Origin of the sequence: Promicromonospora sp. CA-289599, assembly GCF_050936155.1 — a bacterium.
Lineage (GTDB): Bacteria > Actinomycetota > Actinomycetes > Actinomycetales > Cellulomonadaceae > Promicromonospora.
This window is the reverse complement of record NZ_JBNJNI010000001.1, coordinates 4817659-4838923: the sequence shown is the minus strand read 5'-3', so window position 1 is coordinate 4838923 and position 21265 is coordinate 4817659. Positions and strand designations below refer to the sequence as shown.

The following is a 21265-nucleotide window of genomic DNA, read 5'->3' as shown; positions in this document are numbered from 1 at the left end:
CACCGCTGGGACGCCCGACCGCACCGGTGCCCCTGACCGCCCGACCACCTAGCCGCGCGACCTCTAAGTAGCGCGAAGCCGAGCGTCAGGCGGCTGCCGACAGGACCACTTTCAGACGGCTGCCTGCGGTCACGGTTCCTGAAGTCCAGTCCGTTTCGCCGAGTCCTGCGCTTCTTTGGCGAACATCGCGATGTCGTCGATCGCGTTCTCCGCGTTACCAAGAGCCGCAGAATCATCGAGCAGGTGATTCAGGACTGGCAGAACCAACTCACGATCGATCGCGCCATGGACACGAGCGAGGTGTCCAAGCGCCAGCGCCGCAATCGAACGGACGGAGCCGTCCGGGTCTCCCGCCAAGACAACGAGTTGGCGTTCAACCCAGGAGCGGTCGGGATCCGACAGAGCGACTGAGATCATCGCCTCGCGCAGCAGTGGCAGATCTCGCTCTAGCCGCGCCCTCTCCAGATCATTGCGGTCAAGGGGAGCTGGCTCACGGTACACGCGGTTCATTTCATCTTTCCCTTCCGGTTGACAAGGCCTGCCTGGTACAGCGCGTTCTGCATCTGCTGGTTCAGCCCGTCCCACGTTCGCACATGCCCGTGGAATTCACCCTTGCCATCATGTGTCTCGTCGAACACAACAAACTCATCGTTCTCCTTATCAACGCCGACCCGTCGCGTGGTGTTCGGCCCGATCCCCACCGACATATCGAGAGAGCCTTGCCCGTTGGTCGGCCCGGGGGCGGCATTCCCTCGCTGTGTCTTTCCGTGCTTCGGACTTGGGACGAAGTTCCCATAGTTGGCGTTGTGCACGAGCACGGGGGTACTGCCTGCGAGGGCGTAGTAGGTGTGAACGCCCGGGACGCGGAAGTTGTAAACAATCGCAGGCGAATGCTCGGGCCGTACAGCATCGAGAGTTACCGTGCCATCTGGCGTGACGAGTACGTCCCCGATAGCCATGTCGCCTGCACGAGTCCAACCCTTGCCTTCGACCCAGAACGGGTGGTCCTCCGTGGTAGTCAATACCGATGCGGCAATCGTCAGACTCAACAGTTCTGGCGCTTGGCGAACGAACGTCTTATCGACCGTCCGCAACTCATTCTCACCGGTATCCAGGTCCTTGGCCCAGACCTTGTCGCCCACCTGGATCTCTTCGATCGGTTTAAGGCCGTCTTCGGTGAGAATTAGCGTCCCCGCGACGAAGCAAGTGCCGAAGGGGACATCACACATCCCTCCCTTGCACATCCCTGCAGCATCTGCCACCTCGTCGCTCTGCTTGGCAAAGTTCGGTCCTGGGAGAGCTCCAGCCGCCAGGAGCGCTGCGTCACCCGCACCGACATCACTGTCAGGACAACCTCTGTCCATGCAGGCTAAGTCGAGGCCGAATTGTGCGGCGCCGGCATACACGGTCACCACCGAGAGAATGTTGAGACCTTGCTCGGTCTGTGGTGAGTACACCCCGGCCAGGAAGTTATAGGCGGGAGTGTGCTGCGGGCCCTCGTAATCACCGTGCAGTTCCACGGGATCGCTCCAGTTCCCTCCCGAGCCATCGACCAAACCAGGAATCCCTGTCGAGATGGTCATAGGTCCGGTGTAAGTGCCCGGAACCCGGCCGATGGAGCCTTCGCTGCGGAGGTACGCCTGGGACTTGGGGTGGCTGAAGCTCACGCCGTCCTGGTGCCACGGTCGTGGTTCGAGCCCGTCAGGGTCCCACCATGTGGTCGGGTTGTTGTTGGCGTACGTGTACGCGTTCCATTGCTGCGGATCGGTCAGGTCCATGACCGGGTCTACGGTCAGGAACCTGCCAACCGTCTCGTCGTACCACCTAGCGCCCACCAGGGTCAGGCCCGTGGCACCGTCGCGGACCTTGCCCAGGAACTCGTGGTCCCCCGGGGCCGAGACGCCGCCGCGCTGCTCACCGAACGGGAGCGTGTAGTGCTTGTCCACGCTCGTGGTGGTCCAGTTGGTGTTGTGCACTGAAGCGAGCGGGGTGCCCTGCGCGTTGTTGATCAGCGAGGTCACACCACCGAGACCGTTCGCGGTACGCATCGCGACCGTCTGGCCGGCGAAGCTGTAGTATCTGGCGCCGGTGACTGTCCCGTTGGGTGCCTTGGTGATCTCCTGACCACCGAGGTACACCGTGATCGCCCCGTCCGGAGCAGTGCGTACGAGGCGGTCTCCGTCGGCGGTGTACAGGTTCCGCCCGGTGACGGTGGTCGTCGTACCCGTTCCCCGGTCGGGCCCGGTCCCAGAGGACTGGTCGCCGTCACTGTCGTCGTCTCCGGAGCCTGGCTCAGGTTCCGGGTACACCGTGGTGGCGGTGCTGGTCGAGTCCAGCTCGGTCTCGTGGTCCCAGGCCAGGGTCAGCTTGGTGGTCAGGTAGTCGCTGTCCTGGGTCTGGGTCCGTGTCCGGCCCGCGTTGTCGTAGGTGAATGATGTTCCCGTGCTGCCACTGGGCCCGTCCGTGGTGATCGAGGTGACCGCGTGCGGTCCGGCGAACTCACCCGCGTCCGTGGAGTCGCCGTCCGCGTTGAGGTCCCTGCTGCCCTCGTAGGAGTAGTCCATCGTGGTGGTCTGCCCACCGTCGATGTCGCCCGCGAGTCCGCGGGTGCGGTGGGTCTCGCTCGTGCGGTTGCCGAGCGCGTCATACTCGAACGACGTCCAGTACGGCGCAGCTCCGCCCAGGGACGGGATCGACTTCGCCAGCGCGCAGTTGCCTGTCGCCGGGGTCCACGCCTCGGTCAGACGGCGCAGCGCGTCGTACTGGTAGCACTGCCGGTCCGCAGCGCGCCCCGATGCGGTCGGCTTGTCCTTGGTGCTGAGGACGTTGCCGGCGTCGTCGTACGCGTAGCTGATGTCGAGCTCGGTGCCGCCGATCCGTTCACGGTCGAGCTTCACGTTCGTGAGCCGGTCGGTGCCGACCTCGTATCCGTAGGACACCACCGTGCCGTAGGTGTTGCCGAGGTCGAGGTAGGACAGCCTGCCGAAGACGTCGGTACGGCTGGAGGCGACGTACGTGCCCCATCCGAACCCGCCACCCATCCACTCGGCGACGCTCGTCTCGTCGTCGAAGTGGGTGGTCACCGTCTCCTTACTCAGCCCACCAGCGGCCGGATACGTGGTCGAGGCGAGCTGCCCGTCAGCGGTGTAGGTGGCCTTCTGCTCGTAGCTGCCCTCCAGAGTGCCCATCTCCGTGGTCGCCGGGATGACGGTTACCGTCCCGGTCGGACGATAGGCCGCGTCGAAGCCGGTCAAGGCAGTGACAAACTCCCCGCCCCCGTCGGCCGCCGGCGCGACGCGGGTCGAGCTCGTGACCTGGCCCTTGGCCGCTGGAGGGTTTGCAGGGGCGTGGGAGGTCAGGACGTCGTAGGTCCACTTGGCACGTAGCGTGCCTGTGGCCGAGGCCTGCCGGACGGCCGTACGGCGGCCGAGCTGGTCGTAGGTGTAGAACAGCTTCTGTTTCGCGCCGTTGACCACCGACGTGACCTGACCCGCTGCGTCGTAGGTCGTCGTCGTCGTGCCCGCGTCCGGGTCGACGGCCTCGATCTGCCGGCCGAGCTTGTCGTGCTTGTACCCCCAGACGTTGTCATCGGGGTCAAATACCTTGTACAGCCGTCCGGCCTTGTCGTACTTGTACCTGGTGGTCTGCTCGTCCAGGTCCAGCACGCCGGCCAGCGTGCGGACCGACACGTCCTCGACCGGGTCGCGCAGGAACTGGCTCAGCGCCACGGTCCGGCCACGGGCGTCGACCTTGGTCTGGGTCGGGGTCGCGCCGTCCGGAGGAATGACGGTCGTAGTGCCACCGTCATAGTGGGTGGTCGTGCGCCACCGCTCGTGGAGCGGATTCGAGGGCGTCCCCGTGAACAGGGCCTCGGTCCGGACCCGCCCTAGGCCGTCGTAGGTGAAGACCGTCTTGGCGTCCGGTTCGACGGTCGAGCCCACGAGCGTCGTGCTCGGCTTTCCGGTCGCGAACCAGCCCGAGGTCGTCAAAGCGACCCGACCGTTCACGTCGTATTCCGTGTCGGTGATGAGCCGGCCGTTGACGGCTTCCTCGTCGCCGTCCAGCGACTCGGTCTGGGTTTGGATGGGCCGCAGCAGGCCGTCGTACAGGGCCACGGACACGTGGTACTTGACCCCGTCCGCGGCGAGCGTCTTGGTGGTCACCGCGTTCACACCGGTGCGCGACGTCGAGTACGCGTACGTGACGTTCGCCGACTCACCCTGCCGATCCGGATATTTCACCGACAACAGGCGGCCTGCGGCGTCATAGGTCGCCGTCGTCAGGCGGTCGTTCGGGTCGCTCACCTTGGTCGGTACACCGAGCAGCGGGTGCAGGGTGGTCGTCGACTCGTGTGCGGTCAGGGTGACGCCGTCACCATCACCGTCCCCCGCGCCGTCCGGGTCAGGGCTCTTCGTGATCACGGCTGTGAGCACACCGTCAGGATTCACGTACTCGGTCTCGGACACCCTGCCCAGCGGGTCGGTCGAGCTGATGACTCGGCCTCGGCCGTCATAGGCGGTGCCCACAACCGGGGACTCCGCACTGAAGGCGCCGTCCTTGTCGGTCGTCTTCACACTTGTCGGCAGGCCCTTGGTCGGCGCGGCGTTGTAGTCAGCACCGTTGTCATACGTGATCTGCGAAGCGCTGACCACGTCCGCCGGCCTGCTCGGCGTGGCGGAGCACCGCACGCTGACCGTCTCGGTCGACTTGGGCAGCACCAGGTTTCTGCCCGCGTTGACCGTGTAGTCAGTGGTGGTGCAGAGGTCGTCCGAGGTGTTGTTGTCCTCGGCTGTCTCCGAGTACTCCCCGTAGTCATCGACCTTGAGGACCTGCCCGGAGGTGCCGTAGTCCGTCACCGTACGAGTGACATGCTCCAGCGTCTCGTCGGCGGTGTACGAGGCGGCGTAGGTGTCCGTGCGCTTGGTCCGGTAGGCGGTCAGCAGGTCGTCGTTCCCGGCACTGCCGGTGCTCGCCGTCTCCTCTGCCTCGGGGACGGTGATCGTCTTGGAGACCTCCAGCTGCCCGTTGACCACCGTGCTCGTGACCGACATCCCGGCGAACCGCTCGTGGTCGGTGACACTGCGGGTGGTGATCGAGTCCAGCGAAAGGTCGATGACCTCGCCGGTGCCCTGCAGGTACCGGGTCCTGGTCTTCGCGGCAACCGAGCCGGACCCCGTGGTGGCGGTGACGGTCTTGTAGCCGCGGTTGACCGAGTAGGTGCGGTCCTTCTTCGGCGTGAGCGGGTCGTCGATCCGCGCCCACTCGATACCGTTGCCGTACGAGTACGAGGTGACGACAGGAACGCTGAACGCGCCACTGTTGCCCGCCGACTGGGTCACCTTGGACACCATGTAGGCGTGGAAGTACTCGCTGCGCGGCTCGGGCATGCCCCATGGGTGCCACACCACGGGGAAGCACCGCTGCTCGTTCGCCGACTGGTCCGCGAACGGGATGTAGCCCTGCGGCACCGGCTCGTAGTCGTCGGCCGTGCACTCCTTTGGGGTGTACTCGATAGTGATCGTCGCACCGGTCTCGGTGGTGATCTCTTCGACCCGGATGCGGTTCATGGCAGGCAGTCCATCGCCGACCGTGTCCGCGACACGCCCCGACAACTGCTCGTCGCCGTCGAACCTGATCGGGTCGAAGACGACGTCGTCCGACGCCGCGCTGCTGGGGCCGTTGGCCGTGCGCTTGATGGCGTCGAGCCACAGGATCCGGCCCGTGCCGTCACCTGGGTCGCGCCACGTCTGCGTCAGCGCGACCGTGTCCTTGGCAGTCAGCGTGCCGCCGACGTTCACCTTCGTCACCACGGTCGTGAGCCGCCTGGTCGAGAAGAACGCCGGGCTCCGGACGTCCGGGCAGCTGATGTTCGACGAGCACAGCAGGTCCACGGGTGTGTCGTGCCAGCGCACCGCGCCCGCCGTCGTACCACGGTCGGCGTTCTCGCAGTCCGTCGCCGCCGCCAGGCAGCGCTCGGCAGTAGCGAAGTCGACCAGGTGCGGAGCGCCGGCTCCGGTAGCGCTCACCGGCTCGGACCCGGCGCGGGTGCCGTAGCTGATCCAGTCGAGCGTGCCACCACGGGTGTAGGAGCGCGTGGCGCCCGTGTTGTTGTTCGCGCCGTACCGGTTGGTCTCGCTCTCGTACCGGTAGGTCATCGTGTTGTCCGACGTGTCGCGGACGTAGTCCAGGTTGAACCGCCACCCCATCTGCCGGCCGGACTCTGCGAACGCAGCCTTGTACCCCGGCTCGTTCGGGTGGTTGGAGTACACCGGAACGGTCCAGCGGGAGTTCTGTGCCAGGGTGTCGCCGGAGTACCGCTCGTCCTTGCCGAAGTAGTACCTGGTGCCGTCGGTGGTGGTGACCTCCCAGTACTCCCCCGCCCAGCCCTCGTCGGTCTTGGCGGCGTCGCCCGTGGGACGGCCGAACTGTCGCACGCGGGTGCCGTCGTCGGACTCGGGACGCCACTCGATCGCGCTCGACGTCGTGGAGTCGTCGTCGCGGACGAGGGCCGAGGACGTCCCGTTGAACACCAGGAAGGCGTTGTCGCTGTCCCAGCACAGGTCGCCCGTCTTGCGGGAGGCATTGTTCGGGTTCTGCCCGCCGCTGGACTCGTCGCGGTCCTCGGAGCAGGGCACGTACCGCCGCTCCACGTAGCCGCTGGTCATGTCCCACCCGTCCCCGACCCACGAGGACTGGTTGTTCGTGCTGGACACCCGCCCGTCCAGGGAGGCGCTCGAGTACCCGATCGCGAGCTCGGGCGAGGGCCCGGCCGCCGGGGACGGGACCTGGATCGGGTACGACCACCCCAGTGAGCCCGTGCCGCCGCTCACCGACCACGAGGACGCCGACGACAACGGGGTGGCACCCCAGTCACCGGAGCCGGAACTGGTGCCTGCCGTGACCGCGAACGTGTCGCCGCCGGTGGCCGCGAGCGTGCTCGCCCGTGCCTCGGCACCGGCGCTCTTCTCCGCGCCGGCAGACTCCTCCTCGGTGCCTGCGACAGCGGCCGGGCTGCCGGCGGCAGCCAGGTCGAGCGTCGCGGTGACGGTGCCTTGCTCGGTGTCGTTCGTCGAGTCGACCGGCGTGGGCGAGCACTCCTCGAGGTCCGGGGTAGTGGCGTGGCACTCCGGGATGCGGACGATGCCGAGACGGCTGGACCAGTCGGCGCCGGCCAGATCGGTGAACTTGTCGTAGTCCACCTGGACCTCGACCTGCCGCACCCCGTCCTCCGGCGGGGCCCCGGCGGACGTGTCGGTGACGTCGAGGAGCACACCGGAGATCCCGGCGCCGACGGCCGCGGCCTGGTCAGCGACCTCGACGTGCACCTCCGAGGAAGCCTCGGGGGCACCCGCGGCAGGGGCCGGGGCGCCGATCTTCAGGTCGAGCCCGCCCAGTGCCGTGTCCGGGACCGCGGTCAGCGTCTCGGGCACGGGGAGCGTGGCCTCGGCGGCCTCCGGTGTGTCCTGCTCGGGGACCAGCGCCGGGTCCGCGGTCGGCTCCGAGGGTTCCGGTGCCGGCTCCGGTGTCGGCGTAGCGGCATCCGGAGCCGCGTCGTCCGCTGCCTGCTCGGCCGGGTCGAGGTTCTCCGTACGTGCCGCGAGGTCTGCGCCCTCGGCGTTCGCCGAGACGGCCGGGGGCTCGTACTCGATGGTGAGCTTGGCGTCGTGCCGGTACCGCTTCCACCCCTGCGTCATGTCGGTCTCGTCGAGGGCCACGAGACCGAGGCTGAGCGTGCCGGTATCGGTCTCGGCCAGGTTCTTGGCGCCCGTCGTCGCGTCGAAGTCGACCCATCCGGCGTTGTCGCACGCCTCCTTGTGCGCGACCGTCACGCGGGACAGCTCCGTGCCGAACGGAGGCTTGCCCCAGTTGTCCCAGTTCGACGCCGCGTCGATCGGCTTCGTGGCGTACAGCCGCACCGTCTGTGCCGTGCAGTCCCAGCTGTGGTCGCCGTAGACGCTGAACGTGGCCGACGAGATGTCAGCCGGTTCGAGGAGCCCGAGGTGGTCGAGGCCGGCGAACTGCCAGCCGAGCCGGAACCGCGCCGTCTCCAGGCAGGAGGCCGCGACCGCGACGTCGCAGAGCCCGAGGCCCTGGTTGCCGTCGAACATGTAGCTGCTGGCGTCCGGAGTACCCTCGCGCGCCAGGAGCCACTCGTTGCCCGAGGAGGTCACGGTCGGGTCGATCAGCGCGGGGAACACCGTGTCCGGGTCCGAGAGCAGGAAGTCCCGGTCGGGCCGGATTCGCACACCGACCGTCGAGGGCTCGGTGGCACCGGCGGAGCCGAACCCGCCCAGCCCGTCCAGGGAGTCCCCGCCCACGGACAGCCCGCCGGTCAGATCGGTACCCGGCGCGGAGGCACCGCTCAGCGTGCCCGCTCCCGTGCCCGCGTCGGCCGACGTCGGCGGCGTGGTTGCGCCGGTGGTGTGGCGAGCCTTGGCCGGGACGAGGTCTACCGGCATCGACACCTGCTGGTCCCCGTGGAGCGGGGCCTTGGCGCGGGCCGCCGGGTCGCCGGCATCCTCGTCGCTGATCTGGTCCCACCGCGCGGGGGGCGTCGGCCCTGCGGAGGTCTTCGTGTCCCGCTGCGCGGCACCGGCGCTGAACAGACCGGAACCCGCGGCGCTCTCGTCGGGCGCGCCGGAGGCGGAGGAGTCCCACATCTTCGGCACGGGAGCGCGGAAGATGTCCTCTCCAAAGGGGTCGACGACGTCGAAGCCGCCGGCGGCGTTCTGCGTGACGGTCAGGCCCGCCGAGGTCGTGACCGGAAAGGTGAGCTCACCCAGGCCGAGCCGCTCGTCCGCGCGCCGGGCGGCGGCACGGTCGGCCAGCCGCAGCGCCGTGGAGATGCCTGTACCGTCCTGGTTGATCGTGACGACCAGGTCGGCGCCCTCGCCGGCGACCGCGGGGTAGGTCACCGTGTCACCCTCGGCGACCGGCTCCGTCAGGTCGAACGGGCTGTCGTAGGTGAGCGAGTGCCCGTCCTTGGTGATCGTGGCGAGCGGCACCCCCTCGGTGCCGTCCGACAGCGTGATCGGGTAGACGGGTGCCGCCACGGAGAGCACGCCGTCGGTGGGGTCCGCATCGACGACCCGGTTCGAGACGGGTCCCCAGGTGCCGGTCACCGCGGTGCGCGTGGCGGTGGCGGTGACCTCATGGGACACCAGGCCGTCCTCGGTAGCGGTGAACGTCGACCACGGTGACCGGGCCGACGTGATCTCGACGTCCTGCCCGCAGGCGTCAGCCAGCTCCAGCGCCGTGCTCTGGTCCGCCGCCGTGCTCTGACAGTCGATGCCCACGTGCGGGCCGACCGCGAGCGCCGGCTCAACGACCAGCGCGAGGGTCAGTCCGCTCGCGACGGTCACCAGACCGGCACTCCGGGCGCCGGTGCGCCACTGCGACCGAACTCTTCGTGTCGTGCCGGCCGTGGCCCTGGTCAGACCGTCGCGCATCCGCGCACCCATACCCGTCACCGCTGTCCCCATCTGGCTCGTCAGCTTCCGCACGTTCCTACCCGCTCCTCGTGCGGTCACTGGTTCATCTCCTCGACCGACTTGTCCTTGACGGTCGGGTCCAGCGCGGGGGCACCGCCGCGGAAGTCGACGTCGTCCGCCCCCTGGCACAGCCGGCGGATCTTGTTCTCGGCCAGGACCTGTCCGTCGAAGACCCGGATGTTGTCCACCTGGCCATGCCAGAAGTTGTCGGGCACACCCGCGAGGGTGCGGCGGCCCACGTGGAAGGAGCCGGTCGACGCCCACGGCGTGGTCAGTGTCGAGGTCGAGTCGGCACGCACAGGCTCTGCCGGCGACGGGACGTCGGGGGTGCCGATCTCGCACACCCACAGCGAGACCTTGTCCGTGTCGGCGTCGTACGCCCCGGTCAGGTGGACCCACTGGCCCCTGACCGGAGCGGTACTCGACTGAGCCGCGACGTTGGACAGGTTCGAGGTGTCCGCCCGGTACATCATCATCGACCAGCAGGGTTCATTGCCCGTGGCTGCGCACGACGTGCGGTAGCCCAGGGTGAACGCTGGATTGGTCGTCCCGTTCTGCGAGAGTGCTACGTGTTGCTGGTCCGTCGCGGCCCCCGGGTCCAGCCGAACGTGCGCCGTGACGACGAAGCTCTTCGCGGACGAGACGACGGCGGGCGCAGCAGCCTGGCCGCTCACCCCGTTGAGCGACAGGGCCCGGTCGCCCGCCCGGGAACCGAAGAGTGTGTGCGGGCCGTTGCCCCAGGTGGTCCCCGAACCCAGGGTGAGGTTGCGCGGTACCTTCGAACCAGAGGCGTCGTACGCCGTGGTCCCGGTGCCCTCGTCGAAGCGCCAGAGGCCTGTGGACTCCGGGTAGGCGACGTCTATCCGGTGCTCGCGTTCGCCATCCGACTGGTTGCCCGCGCGGTCGTACGAACGCACCCACAGCGTCAGCGGACCTGAGGTCTTGGGCGTGAACGAGATCGTCGCGGTTCCCGAGGACTGCGCCTTGGCGGTCTTGTCGAACGACTGGGACCCGAACGAGTAGGCGTAACGCACCACGTCGGTCGAGCCGTTCGGCCCCAGTCGGAACTTTCCGGTCAGGCCGACGCCGCCGGTCTCCTCGCCGTGCTGATAGGCCGCCTCGACGCCCTCACCCGATGTGAGGACGGCGACGGTGGGCATGTTCGGCTTGCTGGTGTCCACGCCGAACTCGCACCACTTGGACCACGAGCCTTCTCGGCCCGTCGAGTCCTTGGCCAGCACGCGCCACTTGTAGACGACGTTGTGGCCCAGTCTCCCCGACGGTACCTGGATGGTGTGCGTCCGGCCGGAGAACTGGTACGACGACATGAACGCGCCCCAGACCTGGGTGCTGCTGTTGATCCGCCAGATCTGGAACCGCGCCTTGGTCGTGTTCCCGTCAGGGTCGCGGATGAAGGCGGACAGCTTGGGGGTCGTGGTGCGCAGCACCGGACGGTCAGTGCCGGTCCTGCACGAGAAGTCCGTCTTGCCGTGCCACGTCGTCAGGCTCGTCGGAACACCCGGGGCGCGGTTGTACGTGACGGAGAGCGTCGCGCGTGGGCTGGTGCTGCCGTTGCCGTCGTTCCGGCCGATGTACCGCTTCCAGCCGGTCATCGTCGTCTCGTTCGCGGAGCGCACACCCAGGGTGAGCGACGACCAGTTCGACGACGCGACCTTCTTCGCACCCGCCGTGACGTCGAAACCGACCGACCGCACCATGCCGTCACAGCCCGACCGGTGGGTCACCAGCGCCGTGTCGAGCCTCGTCGACCAGGACCCGGGGTTGTGCCACGTCGTCGAGCTGCTGACGACATTCCCGCCCGCCTGGTACACCCAGACGCCGGTCTTGTCGCAGTTGTACGAGAAGGTAGCGTTGATGTTGAAGACGGCCTTCGTCACGTCCGACGACGACAGGCCACCCACACCGCTCAGGCCGCCGAACTCATACAGGGTCCGGTGCGTACTGGTCACCCCGCACTGGTACCCCGCGTACGGGTCCGGCGCCGAGCACCGGCCGACGCCGGCGTCGCCGTCGAACTGGTACGAGGAGGAGCTGTCCGGCCAGGCGCTGCGAATCGCCGTCACCTCGGAGAGGGTTCCGGACACCGCCAGGGCGGCAAACATCGGAAACGCCGTCGACTCCTCGGTCGCCGCGCTCTCGATCGCAGCGCCGACCACGCCCTCCTCGGTGCCGTCGCCGTCATCCACGGGCAATTCGACGACCGCGCCCGGGGTCAGCGGACCCGCCAGCGGGTCGGCCGAGCCAGACAGGGTCGAGGCAGACGGGCTGGCCTCTGCCGCGGAGAACGACGCCGCCCGGGCCGGCGCGGCAGTCGCGCGGGCGGCCTGCTCGGCGGGCGTTTCCTCCGCGGACACTTCAGAGGTCCAGACCAGCGGGCGGGACGACCGGAACACCTCGGGGTCGCCGCCGTCGGCGTCCGGCTCGGTCGCGTGCGGGTCGGTGACGGTGAACGCACCGTGCTCGCGAGCGACATCCAGGCCCGCACCAGCGGCGTCCTGGGCGCTCACGCCGAGGCCGAGGTCAGCATCGAGCTCCGCCACGTGCGGGTTGCGCGCGGCCTTCTCGTCCGCGATCCGCAGCACCTGGCTGAAGCCCGAACCGTCAGCGTTCACCGCGACGACCAGGTCGACCCCGGACGGCTTGCCGCCGGTCGACAGGACGTCAGGGTAGACGATCCGGTCTCCGTCGACGACCGGGTCAGTGAGCTCGAAGGGCGCCTCGACGTCGACGACCTGACCGTCCGCGGAGGTCATCCGTGCCAGCACGTCCGGCTCGGAAGCGGCGTCGTCGCCACCCGAGGAGAAGCTCATCGCCACCGCCGGTGCGGCAGGGCTCAGGCGGCCGGTCTCGTCCTCGGCTACCGCGGTCTCGATCGGCTCGAAGTCTCCGTCACCGTCCGCGTCCGAGGCGTCCGCGCTGCTCCCGACCTCCAGCCGCACCTGGCCCGACGGCTGGCCGAAGTACGACTGCCAGGGCGTCTTCTCGTCGAGCGCCTCGACCTCGTGACCACACCGGGCGGCGGTGGCCAGGGCGTCCGCCATCGTGGGCTCTTCGACGGGGCACTCCAGCACGGGGTCGTCGCTCAGACCCATCGCCGACAGCGCTCCGTCGGCGGCCCCGGTCGAGACCAGCGCCGATGCACCCGTCGCGAGCACGACCAGCGCCGTCACCGCGGCTACCGCGCTGCCGGCGCGTGTCCGGACCACTCGCGCCAGACGCTCCCCCGCCGCAAGAGCCGTTCGGCGCACCCCACCCATGCCCAAAATATCCACATAGGGGAGATTAGGGGTAAGAAGGGGCCATTCTTACTGAATCGCGGGTGAACTTTTACCCGCCGGGGGTGATGTTTCGAGTTCGAATGCGGGGCAACCCGCTACCGCGCCACCAGGTCCGGCAGCTCGCCGTCCACCAGCCCGGACGTGTGCAGGTGGCACGCCACCAGACGCCCCTCCTCGGCCTGGGCCGTCCGCCCCAGCACGGGCAGCTCCGTACGGCACACGTCCATGGCGTGCGGGCACCGGGGCGCGAACGGGCAGCCCGGCGGGCGCTTGGACAGGTCGGGCGGCGCGCCCGGGATGCCGGTGAGCTCCCGCCGCGGCCCGTGCAGCGGAGGAAACGAGCCGAGCAGCCCCGCCGAGTACGGGTGCCGGGGCTTCGCGTACACGTCCCGCGCGGCCGCCGTCTCCACGATCTCGCCCGCGTACATGACGGCGATCCGGTCGGCGACCTCGACCAGCAGCGACACGTCGTGCGTGATGAGCACGACGGAGAAGCCCAGCCGCTCGCGCAGCTCCATGACCTGCTCCAGGATCTGGCGCTGCATGACGACGTCGAGCGCCGTCGTTGGCTCGTCCATGATGAGGACCTGCGGCTCGAGCGCGAGCGCCATCGCGATCATGACGCGCTGCCGCATGCCGCCGGAGAGCTGGTGCGGGTAGGACCGTAGCCGGTCCGCCGAGATGCCGACGAGCCGCAGCAGCTCGGCCGCCCGCTCCCGGGCCTCCTCGCGGCGCATGCGCGGCCGGTGCGCGAGGATGCCGTCGATGAGCTGGCGATCGACCCGGAACACCGGGTTGAGCGAGCTCATCGCGCCCTGGAACACGATGGCGATGTCGCGCCACCGGGCGGCCCGCAGCTCGGCGTCGGACAGGGAGAGCAGGTCCGCGCGCTTGCCGTCGCGGCCCGTGAGCCATACCTCGCCGCCCGTGATGAGACCGGGGGGCGACAGCAGCCTGGTGGCCGCGTAGGCGAGCGTGGACTTGCCGCAGCCCGACTCCCCCGCCAGCCCCAGCACCTCGCCGCGGTTCAGCGTGAGCGAGACCTCCCGCAGCACGTGCGTGGGGTCGTCGCCGAACCCGTAGTCGACGCTCAGGTTCCGGATCTCCAGGACCGGGTCCGACGGCGTCACTACAGCCGCCTGCGTACTTGTCTGCGTACGGATCTCCGTGGAGCTCATGACCGTGCCTCCCGCACCACCGGGGTGAACCCCACGCGCGGCCGGATACCCCGGCGGCGCAGCGAGCGTGCGTGCAGGCCGGTGGACCGCAGGCGGGGGTTGACGATCTCGTCGATACCGAAGTTGACCAGCGTCAGGGCCATGCCCAGCAGGGCGATGCACGCACCCGCCGGCACGAACCACCACCACGCGCCACGCTGCAGCGCGAGGTTGTTCTGCGCCCAGAACAGGATGGTGCCCCAGTTCCACTCGCTGACCGGCGTGATACCGATGAACGACAGCGTGACCTGGGACAGCACGGCGAACGTCACGGTGCCGACGAAGCCGGAGGCGATCACCGCCGTCAGGTTGGGCAGCACCTCGACGAGCACGAGGCGCCACGTGCGCTCCCCGTTGGCCCTGGCCGCCTCGACGAAGTCGCGCTTGCGCAGCGAAAGCGTCTGGGCCCGGAGCACGCGCGCGCCCCACGCCCAGCCGGTGGCGCCGATGACGAGCGCCACCGTGAGCCCGCCCGCGGACGGCAGCTGCGCGGCGATCAGGATGATCAGCGGCAGCTGCGGGATCACGAGGAACATGTTCGACAGCGCGGACAGGGACTCGTCGCCGACGCCGCCCACGAAGCCCGCGGTCACACCCACGAGCACGCCCACCACCGTGGCGCTCACGCCGGCGACCAGGCCGACGACGAGCACACCGCGGGTACCGACGACGAGCTGCGACAGGATGTCGCGGCCCGTGTGGTCGGTCCCGAGCCAGTGCGCCGCCGACGGCGGGCTGAGCAGTGCGTCGCTCACCTGGTTCGGGTCGTACGGCGCGATCCACGGGCCGAACAGCGCGAGCAGCGTGAAGAAGCCGAGGATGACCAGGCCCGTGATCACCTTGCCGTTGCGCAGGAACATCAGCCGGTTGTTCATCGGTCCTCCGTCCGGGTGCGGGGGTCGAGCAGGGCGTAGGCGAGGTCGGCCACCATGTTCGCCACGAGGACGGACAGCGTGATGACCAGGAAGCAGCCCTGCATCAGGGGGTAGTCGTGCGTGGAGACCGCCTGGTAGAGCGTGTAGCCGATGCCCTGGTAGGAGAAGACCATCTCCATGATCAGGGTGCCGCCGACGACGAAGCCCAGGGACAGCGCGAAGCTGGAGACCTGCGGCAGCACCGCGTTGCGGGCCGCGTAGCCGAGCATCACCTGGCGCTCCGGCAGGCCCTTGGCGTGCGCGACGGTGACGTAGTCCTCCGAGGAGACCGTCACCATCATGTTGCGCATGCCGAGCACCCAGCCCGCCACCGACGACAGCACCACGGTGAGGGCCGGCAGGAAGCCGTAGTAGATGACCGAGCCGATGAACTCGCCGGTGAACGCGGGCACCAGGCCGCGGTCGTAGCTGCCGCTGGACGGGAACCAGCCCAGGTTCACCGACAGGACGGCGATGGTGATCAGGCCGAGCCAGAAGTACGGCACCGCCTGGAAGAACGTCGCCACGGGCAGCAGCCCGTCGGCCCACGTCCCGCGGCGCCAGCCGAGGAAGGTGCCGATGAGCGAGCCGATGACGAACGCGATGATCGTCGCCACGCCGACCAGCCCGACCGTCCACGGGAGCGACTGGCTCACGATGTCCGCGACCGGCGTCGGGAAGTGCGTGAAGGAGAGGCCCAGGTCGCCCCGGAACAGCAGACCCCAGTAGTCGACGTACTGCTGCCACAGGCTGGTGTCCTGGTCCAGCCCGAACAGGACGCGCAGCGAGTTCTCCGCACGGGAGTCGATACGGCCCTGCATGCGGCCCAGGAGGGCCGTCACCGGGTCGCCGGGAAGCATGCGCGGGATGAAGAAGTTGATGGTGATCGCGGCCCACGCGGTCAGCGCGTAGAACGCGACCCTCCGGAGGAGGAACCTCATGCGGCTGCCTCCCTGTGTCGGACGGCCTGGCCGACGTCGGGTCGGTCGTCCCGGTCGGAGTAGCCCCAGCAGGCGGCCGATCGACCTGGCATGACCTCGATCAGCGCAGGCGTCTCGGCCCGGCACAGGTCGGTCGCGTACGGGCAGCGCGGCGCGAACCGGCACCCCGGCGGCGGGTCGACCAGGCTCGGCGGCTCCCCACCGGTCCCCTGGTCCCGCACGGCCGCCGCACCGGCGCCCGCGAGGTCGTCGGGGTCGGGCGCGGAGGCCACGAGCAGCCGCGTGTAGGGGTGCAGCGGCTCCTGGGTCACCGACTCGCTGTCCCCGTTCTCCATGACCTGCCCCGCGTACAGCACGGTCGTCCGGTCGGCGAAGTACCGCGCGGAGGCGATGTCGTGCGTGATGTACAGGACGGCGATCCCCAGCCGGTCGCGCAGGTCGGCCAGGAGATTGAGGATGCCGAGCCGGATCGAGACGTCGAGCATCGAGACGGGCTCGTCCGCGAGCAGCACCTCGGGGTCGGCCGCGAGCGCCCGCGCGATGGCGATGCGCTGCCGCTGCCCCCCGGACAGCTCGTGGGGGTACTTGTCGACGTACCGCTCGGCGGGCGTGAGGTGCACCCGCTCCAGCAGCTCGGTCAGGGCAGCCTCCAGCTCCGGGCCGCGCAGCTTGCCGCCGCTCGACTGACGGCGGTGCAGCCGCAGCGCCCGGGTGAGCGTGTAGCGCACCGGGTGCACGGGGTTGATGGACGCGAAGGGGTCCTGGAAGATCATCTGGACGCGTCGCACGTACGCACGGAACGCCCGCCGGCCGCGCACCTGGACCTCGGTGCCGTCGAGCAGGACCTGGCCGGCCGTGATCGGGATCAGCCCGGCCAGCAGCCGGGCGACCGTGGACTTGCCGGAGCCCGACTCCCCCACCACGGCCAGGACCTGGCCGCGGTGGAGCTCGAGGTCCACGCCGTCGACGGCGTGTATCGCCCGGGCGGGCGGGCGGCCGGCGATGCGGCGTCCACCCGCCCGGACCTGCCCTGCTCGAAAGAACTTGGTGAGGCCGTGCGCGGCCAGCACCGGTGTGCTGTGACTCATCAGCCGTCCGCAGGCTCGAGGTTCATCAGGATCTGAGCGGCCTGCACGCCGGTCGGCTGCGGCTGGTTGTAGGGGTCCTCCTCGGAGGGCCAGCCCACGTAGTTCTGCGTCGAGTACTGCGCGGTGGCCGGGCGGGTCCAGATGGCGATGCCCGGCACCTCCTCGACGAACACCTTCTGGATGGTCTCCAGCGCGGCGGCACGTGCGGCCTCGTCGGGCGCGGCGGCGTAGTCGGCGAGCGCCTGGGTGGCGTCGTCGTTCTGGAACCGGCCGAAGTTCCACGTGGCCGGCTCGCCGAGCTTCTTGTAGTGGGCGCCGTCCATGATGTCGGAGTACATGTCCCACGGGGTGGCGCCGCCGTCGGTCCAGTGCAGGGTGGCCTGGAAGTCGCCGCCAGGGATGACGTCGGCGAACCAGCCGTCCTGGTTGACAGGGTTGACCGTGGCGGTGGCGCCGAGCTCGGCTGCCGAGTTCTTGATGAGGTCGAGCGCGGTCAGGTAGTCGTTCCAGCCGGCGGGGTTCACCAGCTCGAACGTGACCTCCTCACCGTCGGGGTCGACGAGCTTCTCGCCCTCCCAGGTGTACCCGGCGTCCTCGAGCAGTCCGCGGGCGCCCTCGACGTCGGCGGCGTACTCCTGCCCGGCGTACTCGGGCGAGAGGAACTCCTCGCCCGCCGGCAGCGGCAGCCCGGTGACGCTGGTCAGCGCGGGGTTGACGCCGGACGTCGCGACGTCGACGAGCTCCTGGCGGTCGATCACCATGTTGAGCGCCTGCCGGAACGCCTTGTCGTCGAACGGCTTGGTCTCGTTGTTCAGGTAGAGGACGTCGATGCCGAGGCCGCCCGCGGCGTACTGGTTGTAGTGCTCGGGGTCCTGGGCGATGTAGACGTTCTCGAAGTCGGCGATGAACGTCCAGCCCCACTGCGCCTCACCGGTGGTGAGCGCCGTGGTCAGGGCGTTGTTGTCGTTGTACGACGAGTAGCGGATCTCGGGCACGGCCGGCTCGCCGCCCCAGTAGTCGTCGCGGGCCACGACGGTGGCTGCCTGCGGTGTCCAGGACTCGAGCGTGTACGGGCCGGTGCCGACCGGCTCCGGGTTGGTGTCGGTGGTCGGGTCCTCGACGTCGGCCCAGATGTGCTCGGGCACCATGACCAGGTCGTACAGCTTGGACTGGTTGACGAACTGCCCGGCCGTGAACGTCACCGTGACGGTGGCGCCGTCGGTCTCGATGGTGTCGTAGGGCAGGGCCGCGGCGTTGAGCGCGTCGAAGTCCTTGCGCAGCTGGATCGAGAAGGCGACGTCGTCCGCGGTGAACTCCTCGCCGTCCGACCAGGTCACTCCCTCGCGGGGCGTGATGACCGCCTCGGTGAAGTCCTCGTTCCACACCACGGAATCGGCGAGCCAGGGGGACGGCTCCTCCGAGGGCCGCGCCTGGTTACGCATCATCAGCGGCTCGTAGATGGTGAACGCGTAGCCGAGCGAGAGCGCCGACGAGCCCGTGGCGAACGGGCTGTGGTTCTCCGTCTGGACGCCGTTCGGCATGCCGACGGTCAGGGTCTCGCCGCCTCCGCCGGCCGCGGCGTCGGTGCCTCCGCCGCCCCCGCCGCAGGCCGTGGCCAGCAGCGCGATGGCTGCCGCGGCTGCCGCCGCGGCGACGTGCTTGTGAATCCTCACGGTGTGCCTCCTTGCACTCCTCCCGCGTGCGCGGGACGGATGGTTATGTGGTCAGCTCGTTGGTCAGTCGCAGGTCCGCGACGGACCTGCCGGTACGCAGCCGGTAGACACCCGGCGGCGTCACCCAGTCCTGGGCCTGCGGGTCCCAGACCTGCAGCGCCCGGGCCGGGACGGGTACGCGGACGGTGGCGCTCCCCATGGCGGGGACGTCGGCGACCGCGAAGCCGCCGAGCCACCGCACGGGGCGGCTCGGGCCGCCGTCGGGCGCCTCGATGTACACCTGGACGACCTCGCGGCCCGCACGACGGCCGGTGTTCCGGACCGTCACGTACACGGTCAGGGTCGACGGGGAGCCGTAGGCCTCGCCCCGGGCGAGGACCGCGTCCTCGTAGTCCCAGGTGGTCCAGCCCAGGCCGTGCCCGAACGGGGCGGCCGGAGCGGGGGCGCCGTCGGCCGTGGCTGCCAGCCGGCGTTCCCAGGCCCGGTAGCCGATGTCGGTGGCCTCGGCGTAGTCGACGACCCCGTCGACCGGCCGTGCGTGGGGCACCGGGACGTCCTCGAAGCGCGCGGGAAGGGTCCACGGCAGGCGTCCGGACGGCTCGGTGACGCCGGTCAGCACGTCGGCGAGCGCGGTGCCCGCCTCCTGTCCGGGCAGCCAGCCCCACAGCACGGTGGGTACGTCGGAGAGCCAGGGCAGCAGCACCGGGGCCCCGGCATTGATCACGACGACGGTGCGCGGGTTGGCCGCCACGACGCGGCGTACGAGCTCGTCCTGGTTGCCGGGCAGGTTCAGGTCGGGGCGGTCGTAGCCCTCGGACTCGACCTCGGCGGTGGTGCCGACGATCACGACGGCGACGTCGGCGGCCGCGGCGGCCGTCACCGCCCGGGCCAGCTCGTCCGCCACCGAGGGACCGGGCAGCCGGTGCACCAGGGCCGCGCGCACGAAGTGGCCGTAGCCCACCGCGTGCACCACCTGGAGCGTCGCGTCGAGGACGGCGGCCCCGCTCGCCGTGACGAGCTCCGCGATCGGGTGGTTGTGCCCCGAGGAGAGCACTATGCCCTCGTCCACCCGGGTGTCTCCCTCGGCGACCTGGGCGCCGTCGATCGTCACCCGGTGCACACCGACCGTGCCGACGCCGAGCTCGTGCTCACCCGCCTCGTCGAGGCGGACGAGTGCCCGCAGGCGGACGGCGTCGGCGTCGGGCCGGACGTCGTGCAGCCAGCCGGTCCACTCGCGGGCCGTGTACTCCTCGAGCGTGCTGCCGTCGGCGGCGAGCAGCTCGACGTGGAGGCCCGGCTCGCCGGTCGCCGGGTCGGTGCACCGGTCGACGTCGAGCTCGGGCGGGTTGTGCAGGGCGCGCGCGCCGGCCAGCAGCGTCACCTCGGAGCCCTCCGGCAGCGCGGCGCGCAGCTCGTCGGCCGGGTACGTGAGGCGGTCCGGGTGCACGAACGACGAGCCGCCGCCCTGGAAGAACGGCTCGACCGCCGCGGGGCCGAGCAGCGCGACCCGCAGCGGCCGGGCCGGGTCGTGCGCGAACGGCACCAGACCGGCGTCGTCCTTGAGCACGACGACGGAGCGCGCGGCGAGCTCGCGCAGGAGCTGCTCGGCAGGGGGCTCGGCGGTGCTCGCCGCCGCGAGGTCGATCGCGGCGTGGACGCCGGCCGCGGCAACGCCCGTGCGGTCGCCACCGTCGTCGGGCAGCGTGAGGCGGCCGGTACGGCGGGCGAGCCGCAGCAGGCGCAGCACCTTGTCGTCGAGCTCGGACTCCGCGACCTCGCCGGAGCGGACGGCATCGAGCAGGCCGTCGCCCCACGCGCCGTCGGGCCCGGGCATCTGCAGGTCGAGGCCGCCGCGCACCGCGGGCGCCACGGACTGGGTGGCGACCCAGTCGCTGACGAACAGGCCGTCGAAGCCCCATTCCTCCTTGAGGAGGTCGACCACGAGCGGGCGGTGCTCGAGGAGCCTCGCGGAGACACCGCCGGTGTCGGCACCGTTGTAGGCGCCCATCACGGACCACGGGCCGACGTCGCGCACGAGCCGCTCGAAGGGCGCCAGGTAGGCCTCGCGGAGCGTGCGCTCGTCCAGGCGTGCCAGGTAGCGCGTGCGCTCGGTCTCGGAGTCGTTGGCGACGTAGTGCTTGACGCACATCCCGACACCCCGCTCCTGCGCGGCGCCCACGAGCGCCACCGCGATCTCGGCGGTCAGGTGCGGGTCCTCGGAGTAGCACTCGAAGTGTCTGCCGCCCACCGGCGTGCGCTGCAGGTTCACCTGCGGGGCGAGCACGACGTCGACACCGTGCCGCTTCGCCTCGGCGGCGAACAGGGCACCCGACCGGCGCGCCAGGTCCAGGTCCCAGGTGGCCGCGAGGGCGGACGGCGCGGGGAACATCGCCGAGGTCCCGCCGCCCGGGCCGCGCACGCCGACCGGACCGTCGGACATCACCACCGGCTCCAGCCCGAGGCGTGGCACTGCGGTGGTCGCCCACATGGAGGCGCCCACGACGAGCGACACCTTCTCCTCGGTCGACAGCTCGTCGAGGATGCGGAGCAGCTCGGGCTCCGGGGCAGTGGCCTGCCTGTTGACGGCCTGCGTGGTGCTGACCTGTCGGGTGATTGCCTGCGATGACAACGTGTGCTCCGTT

The 21265-nt window shown here is 70.0% G+C and carries 9 protein-coding genes; all 9 read right to left on the bottom strand.

Annotation, left to right across the window (positions count from 1 at the left end; translation table 11 throughout):
- Nucleotides 1-129: 129 nt before the first annotated feature.
- Complete coding sequence (locus ACQEVI_RS21530) at nt 130-510, bottom strand: hypothetical protein (protein WP_432902578.1); 381 nt, start codon at nt 508-510, stop codon at nt 130-132.
- Entirely contained in the window at nt 507-9503 is an 8997-nt protein-coding gene (locus tag ACQEVI_RS21525; protein ID WP_432902575.1) for a polymorphic toxin-type HINT domain-containing protein, read from the bottom strand. The genes ACQEVI_RS21530 and ACQEVI_RS21525 overlap by 4 nt, the downstream gene beginning before the upstream one ends.
- Nucleotides 9504-9526: 23 nt before the next feature.
- Nucleotides 9527-12769, bottom strand: a complete 3243-nt coding sequence (locus ACQEVI_RS21520; RefSeq protein WP_432902572.1) for a hypothetical protein — start codon at nt 12767-12769, stop codon at nt 9527-9529.
- A 116-nt stretch (nt 12770-12885) separates the two neighbouring features.
- Nucleotides 12886-13968, bottom strand: a complete 1083-nt coding sequence (locus tag ACQEVI_RS21515; RefSeq protein WP_432902569.1) for an ABC transporter ATP-binding protein — start codon at nt 13966-13968, stop codon at nt 12886-12888.
- Nucleotides 13965-14882 (bottom strand): ABC transporter permease, encoded by a 918-nt coding sequence (locus ACQEVI_RS21510; protein WP_432902566.1) that lies wholly within the window; start codon nt 14880-14882, stop codon nt 13965-13967. The genes ACQEVI_RS21515 and ACQEVI_RS21510 overlap by 4 nt, the downstream gene beginning before the upstream one ends.
- The gene (locus tag ACQEVI_RS21505; RefSeq protein WP_432902564.1) at nt 14879-15862 is read right to left on the bottom strand and encodes an ABC transporter permease; all 984 of its coding nucleotides are present in this window, start codon (nt 15860-15862) and stop codon (nt 14879-14881) included. The genes ACQEVI_RS21510 and ACQEVI_RS21505 overlap by 4 nt, the downstream gene beginning before the upstream one ends.
- Entirely contained in the window at nt 15859-16950 is a 1092-nt protein-coding gene (locus tag ACQEVI_RS21500; protein WP_432902561.1) for an ABC transporter ATP-binding protein, read from the bottom strand. The genes ACQEVI_RS21505 and ACQEVI_RS21500 overlap by 4 nt, the downstream gene beginning before the upstream one ends.
- The gene (locus tag ACQEVI_RS21495) at nt 16950-18623 is read right to left on the bottom strand and encodes an ABC transporter substrate-binding protein (protein ID WP_432902558.1); all 1674 of its coding nucleotides are present in this window, start codon (nt 18621-18623) and stop codon (nt 16950-16952) included. The genes ACQEVI_RS21500 and ACQEVI_RS21495 overlap by 1 nt, the downstream gene beginning before the upstream one ends.
- A gap of 43 nt (nt 18624-18666) precedes the next feature.
- Entirely contained in the window at nt 18667-21252 is a 2586-nt protein-coding gene (locus tag ACQEVI_RS21490; RefSeq protein WP_432902555.1) for a beta-glucosidase family protein, read from the bottom strand.
- Between the last annotated feature and the right edge of the window lie 13 nt (nt 21253-21265).

What these genes read in the sequence shown, in the direction of transcription:
- ACQEVI_RS21530 (WP_432902578.1), bottom strand. Translation starts at nt 510, where the DNA reads ATGAACCGCGTGTACCGTGAGCCAGCTCCCCTTGACCGCAATGATCTG.
- ACQEVI_RS21520 (WP_432902572.1), bottom strand. Translation starts at nt 12,769, where the DNA reads ATGGGTGGGGTGCGCCGAACGGCTCTTGCGGCGGGGGAGCGTCTGGCG.
- ACQEVI_RS21515 (WP_432902569.1), bottom strand. Translation starts at nt 13,968, where the DNA reads ATGAGCTCCACGGAGATCCGTACGCAGACAAGTACGCAGGCGGCTGTA.
- ACQEVI_RS21510 (WP_432902566.1), bottom strand. Translation starts at nt 14,882, where the DNA reads ATGAACAACCGGCTGATGTTCCTGCGCAACGGCAAGGTGATCACGGGC.
- ACQEVI_RS21505 (WP_432902564.1), bottom strand. Translation starts at nt 15,862, where the DNA reads ATGAGGTTCCTCCTCCGGAGGGTCGCGTTCTACGCGCTGACCGCGTGG.
- ACQEVI_RS21500 (WP_432902561.1), bottom strand. Translation starts at nt 16,950, where the DNA reads ATGAGTCACAGCACACCGGTGCTGGCCGCGCACGGCCTCACCAAGTTC.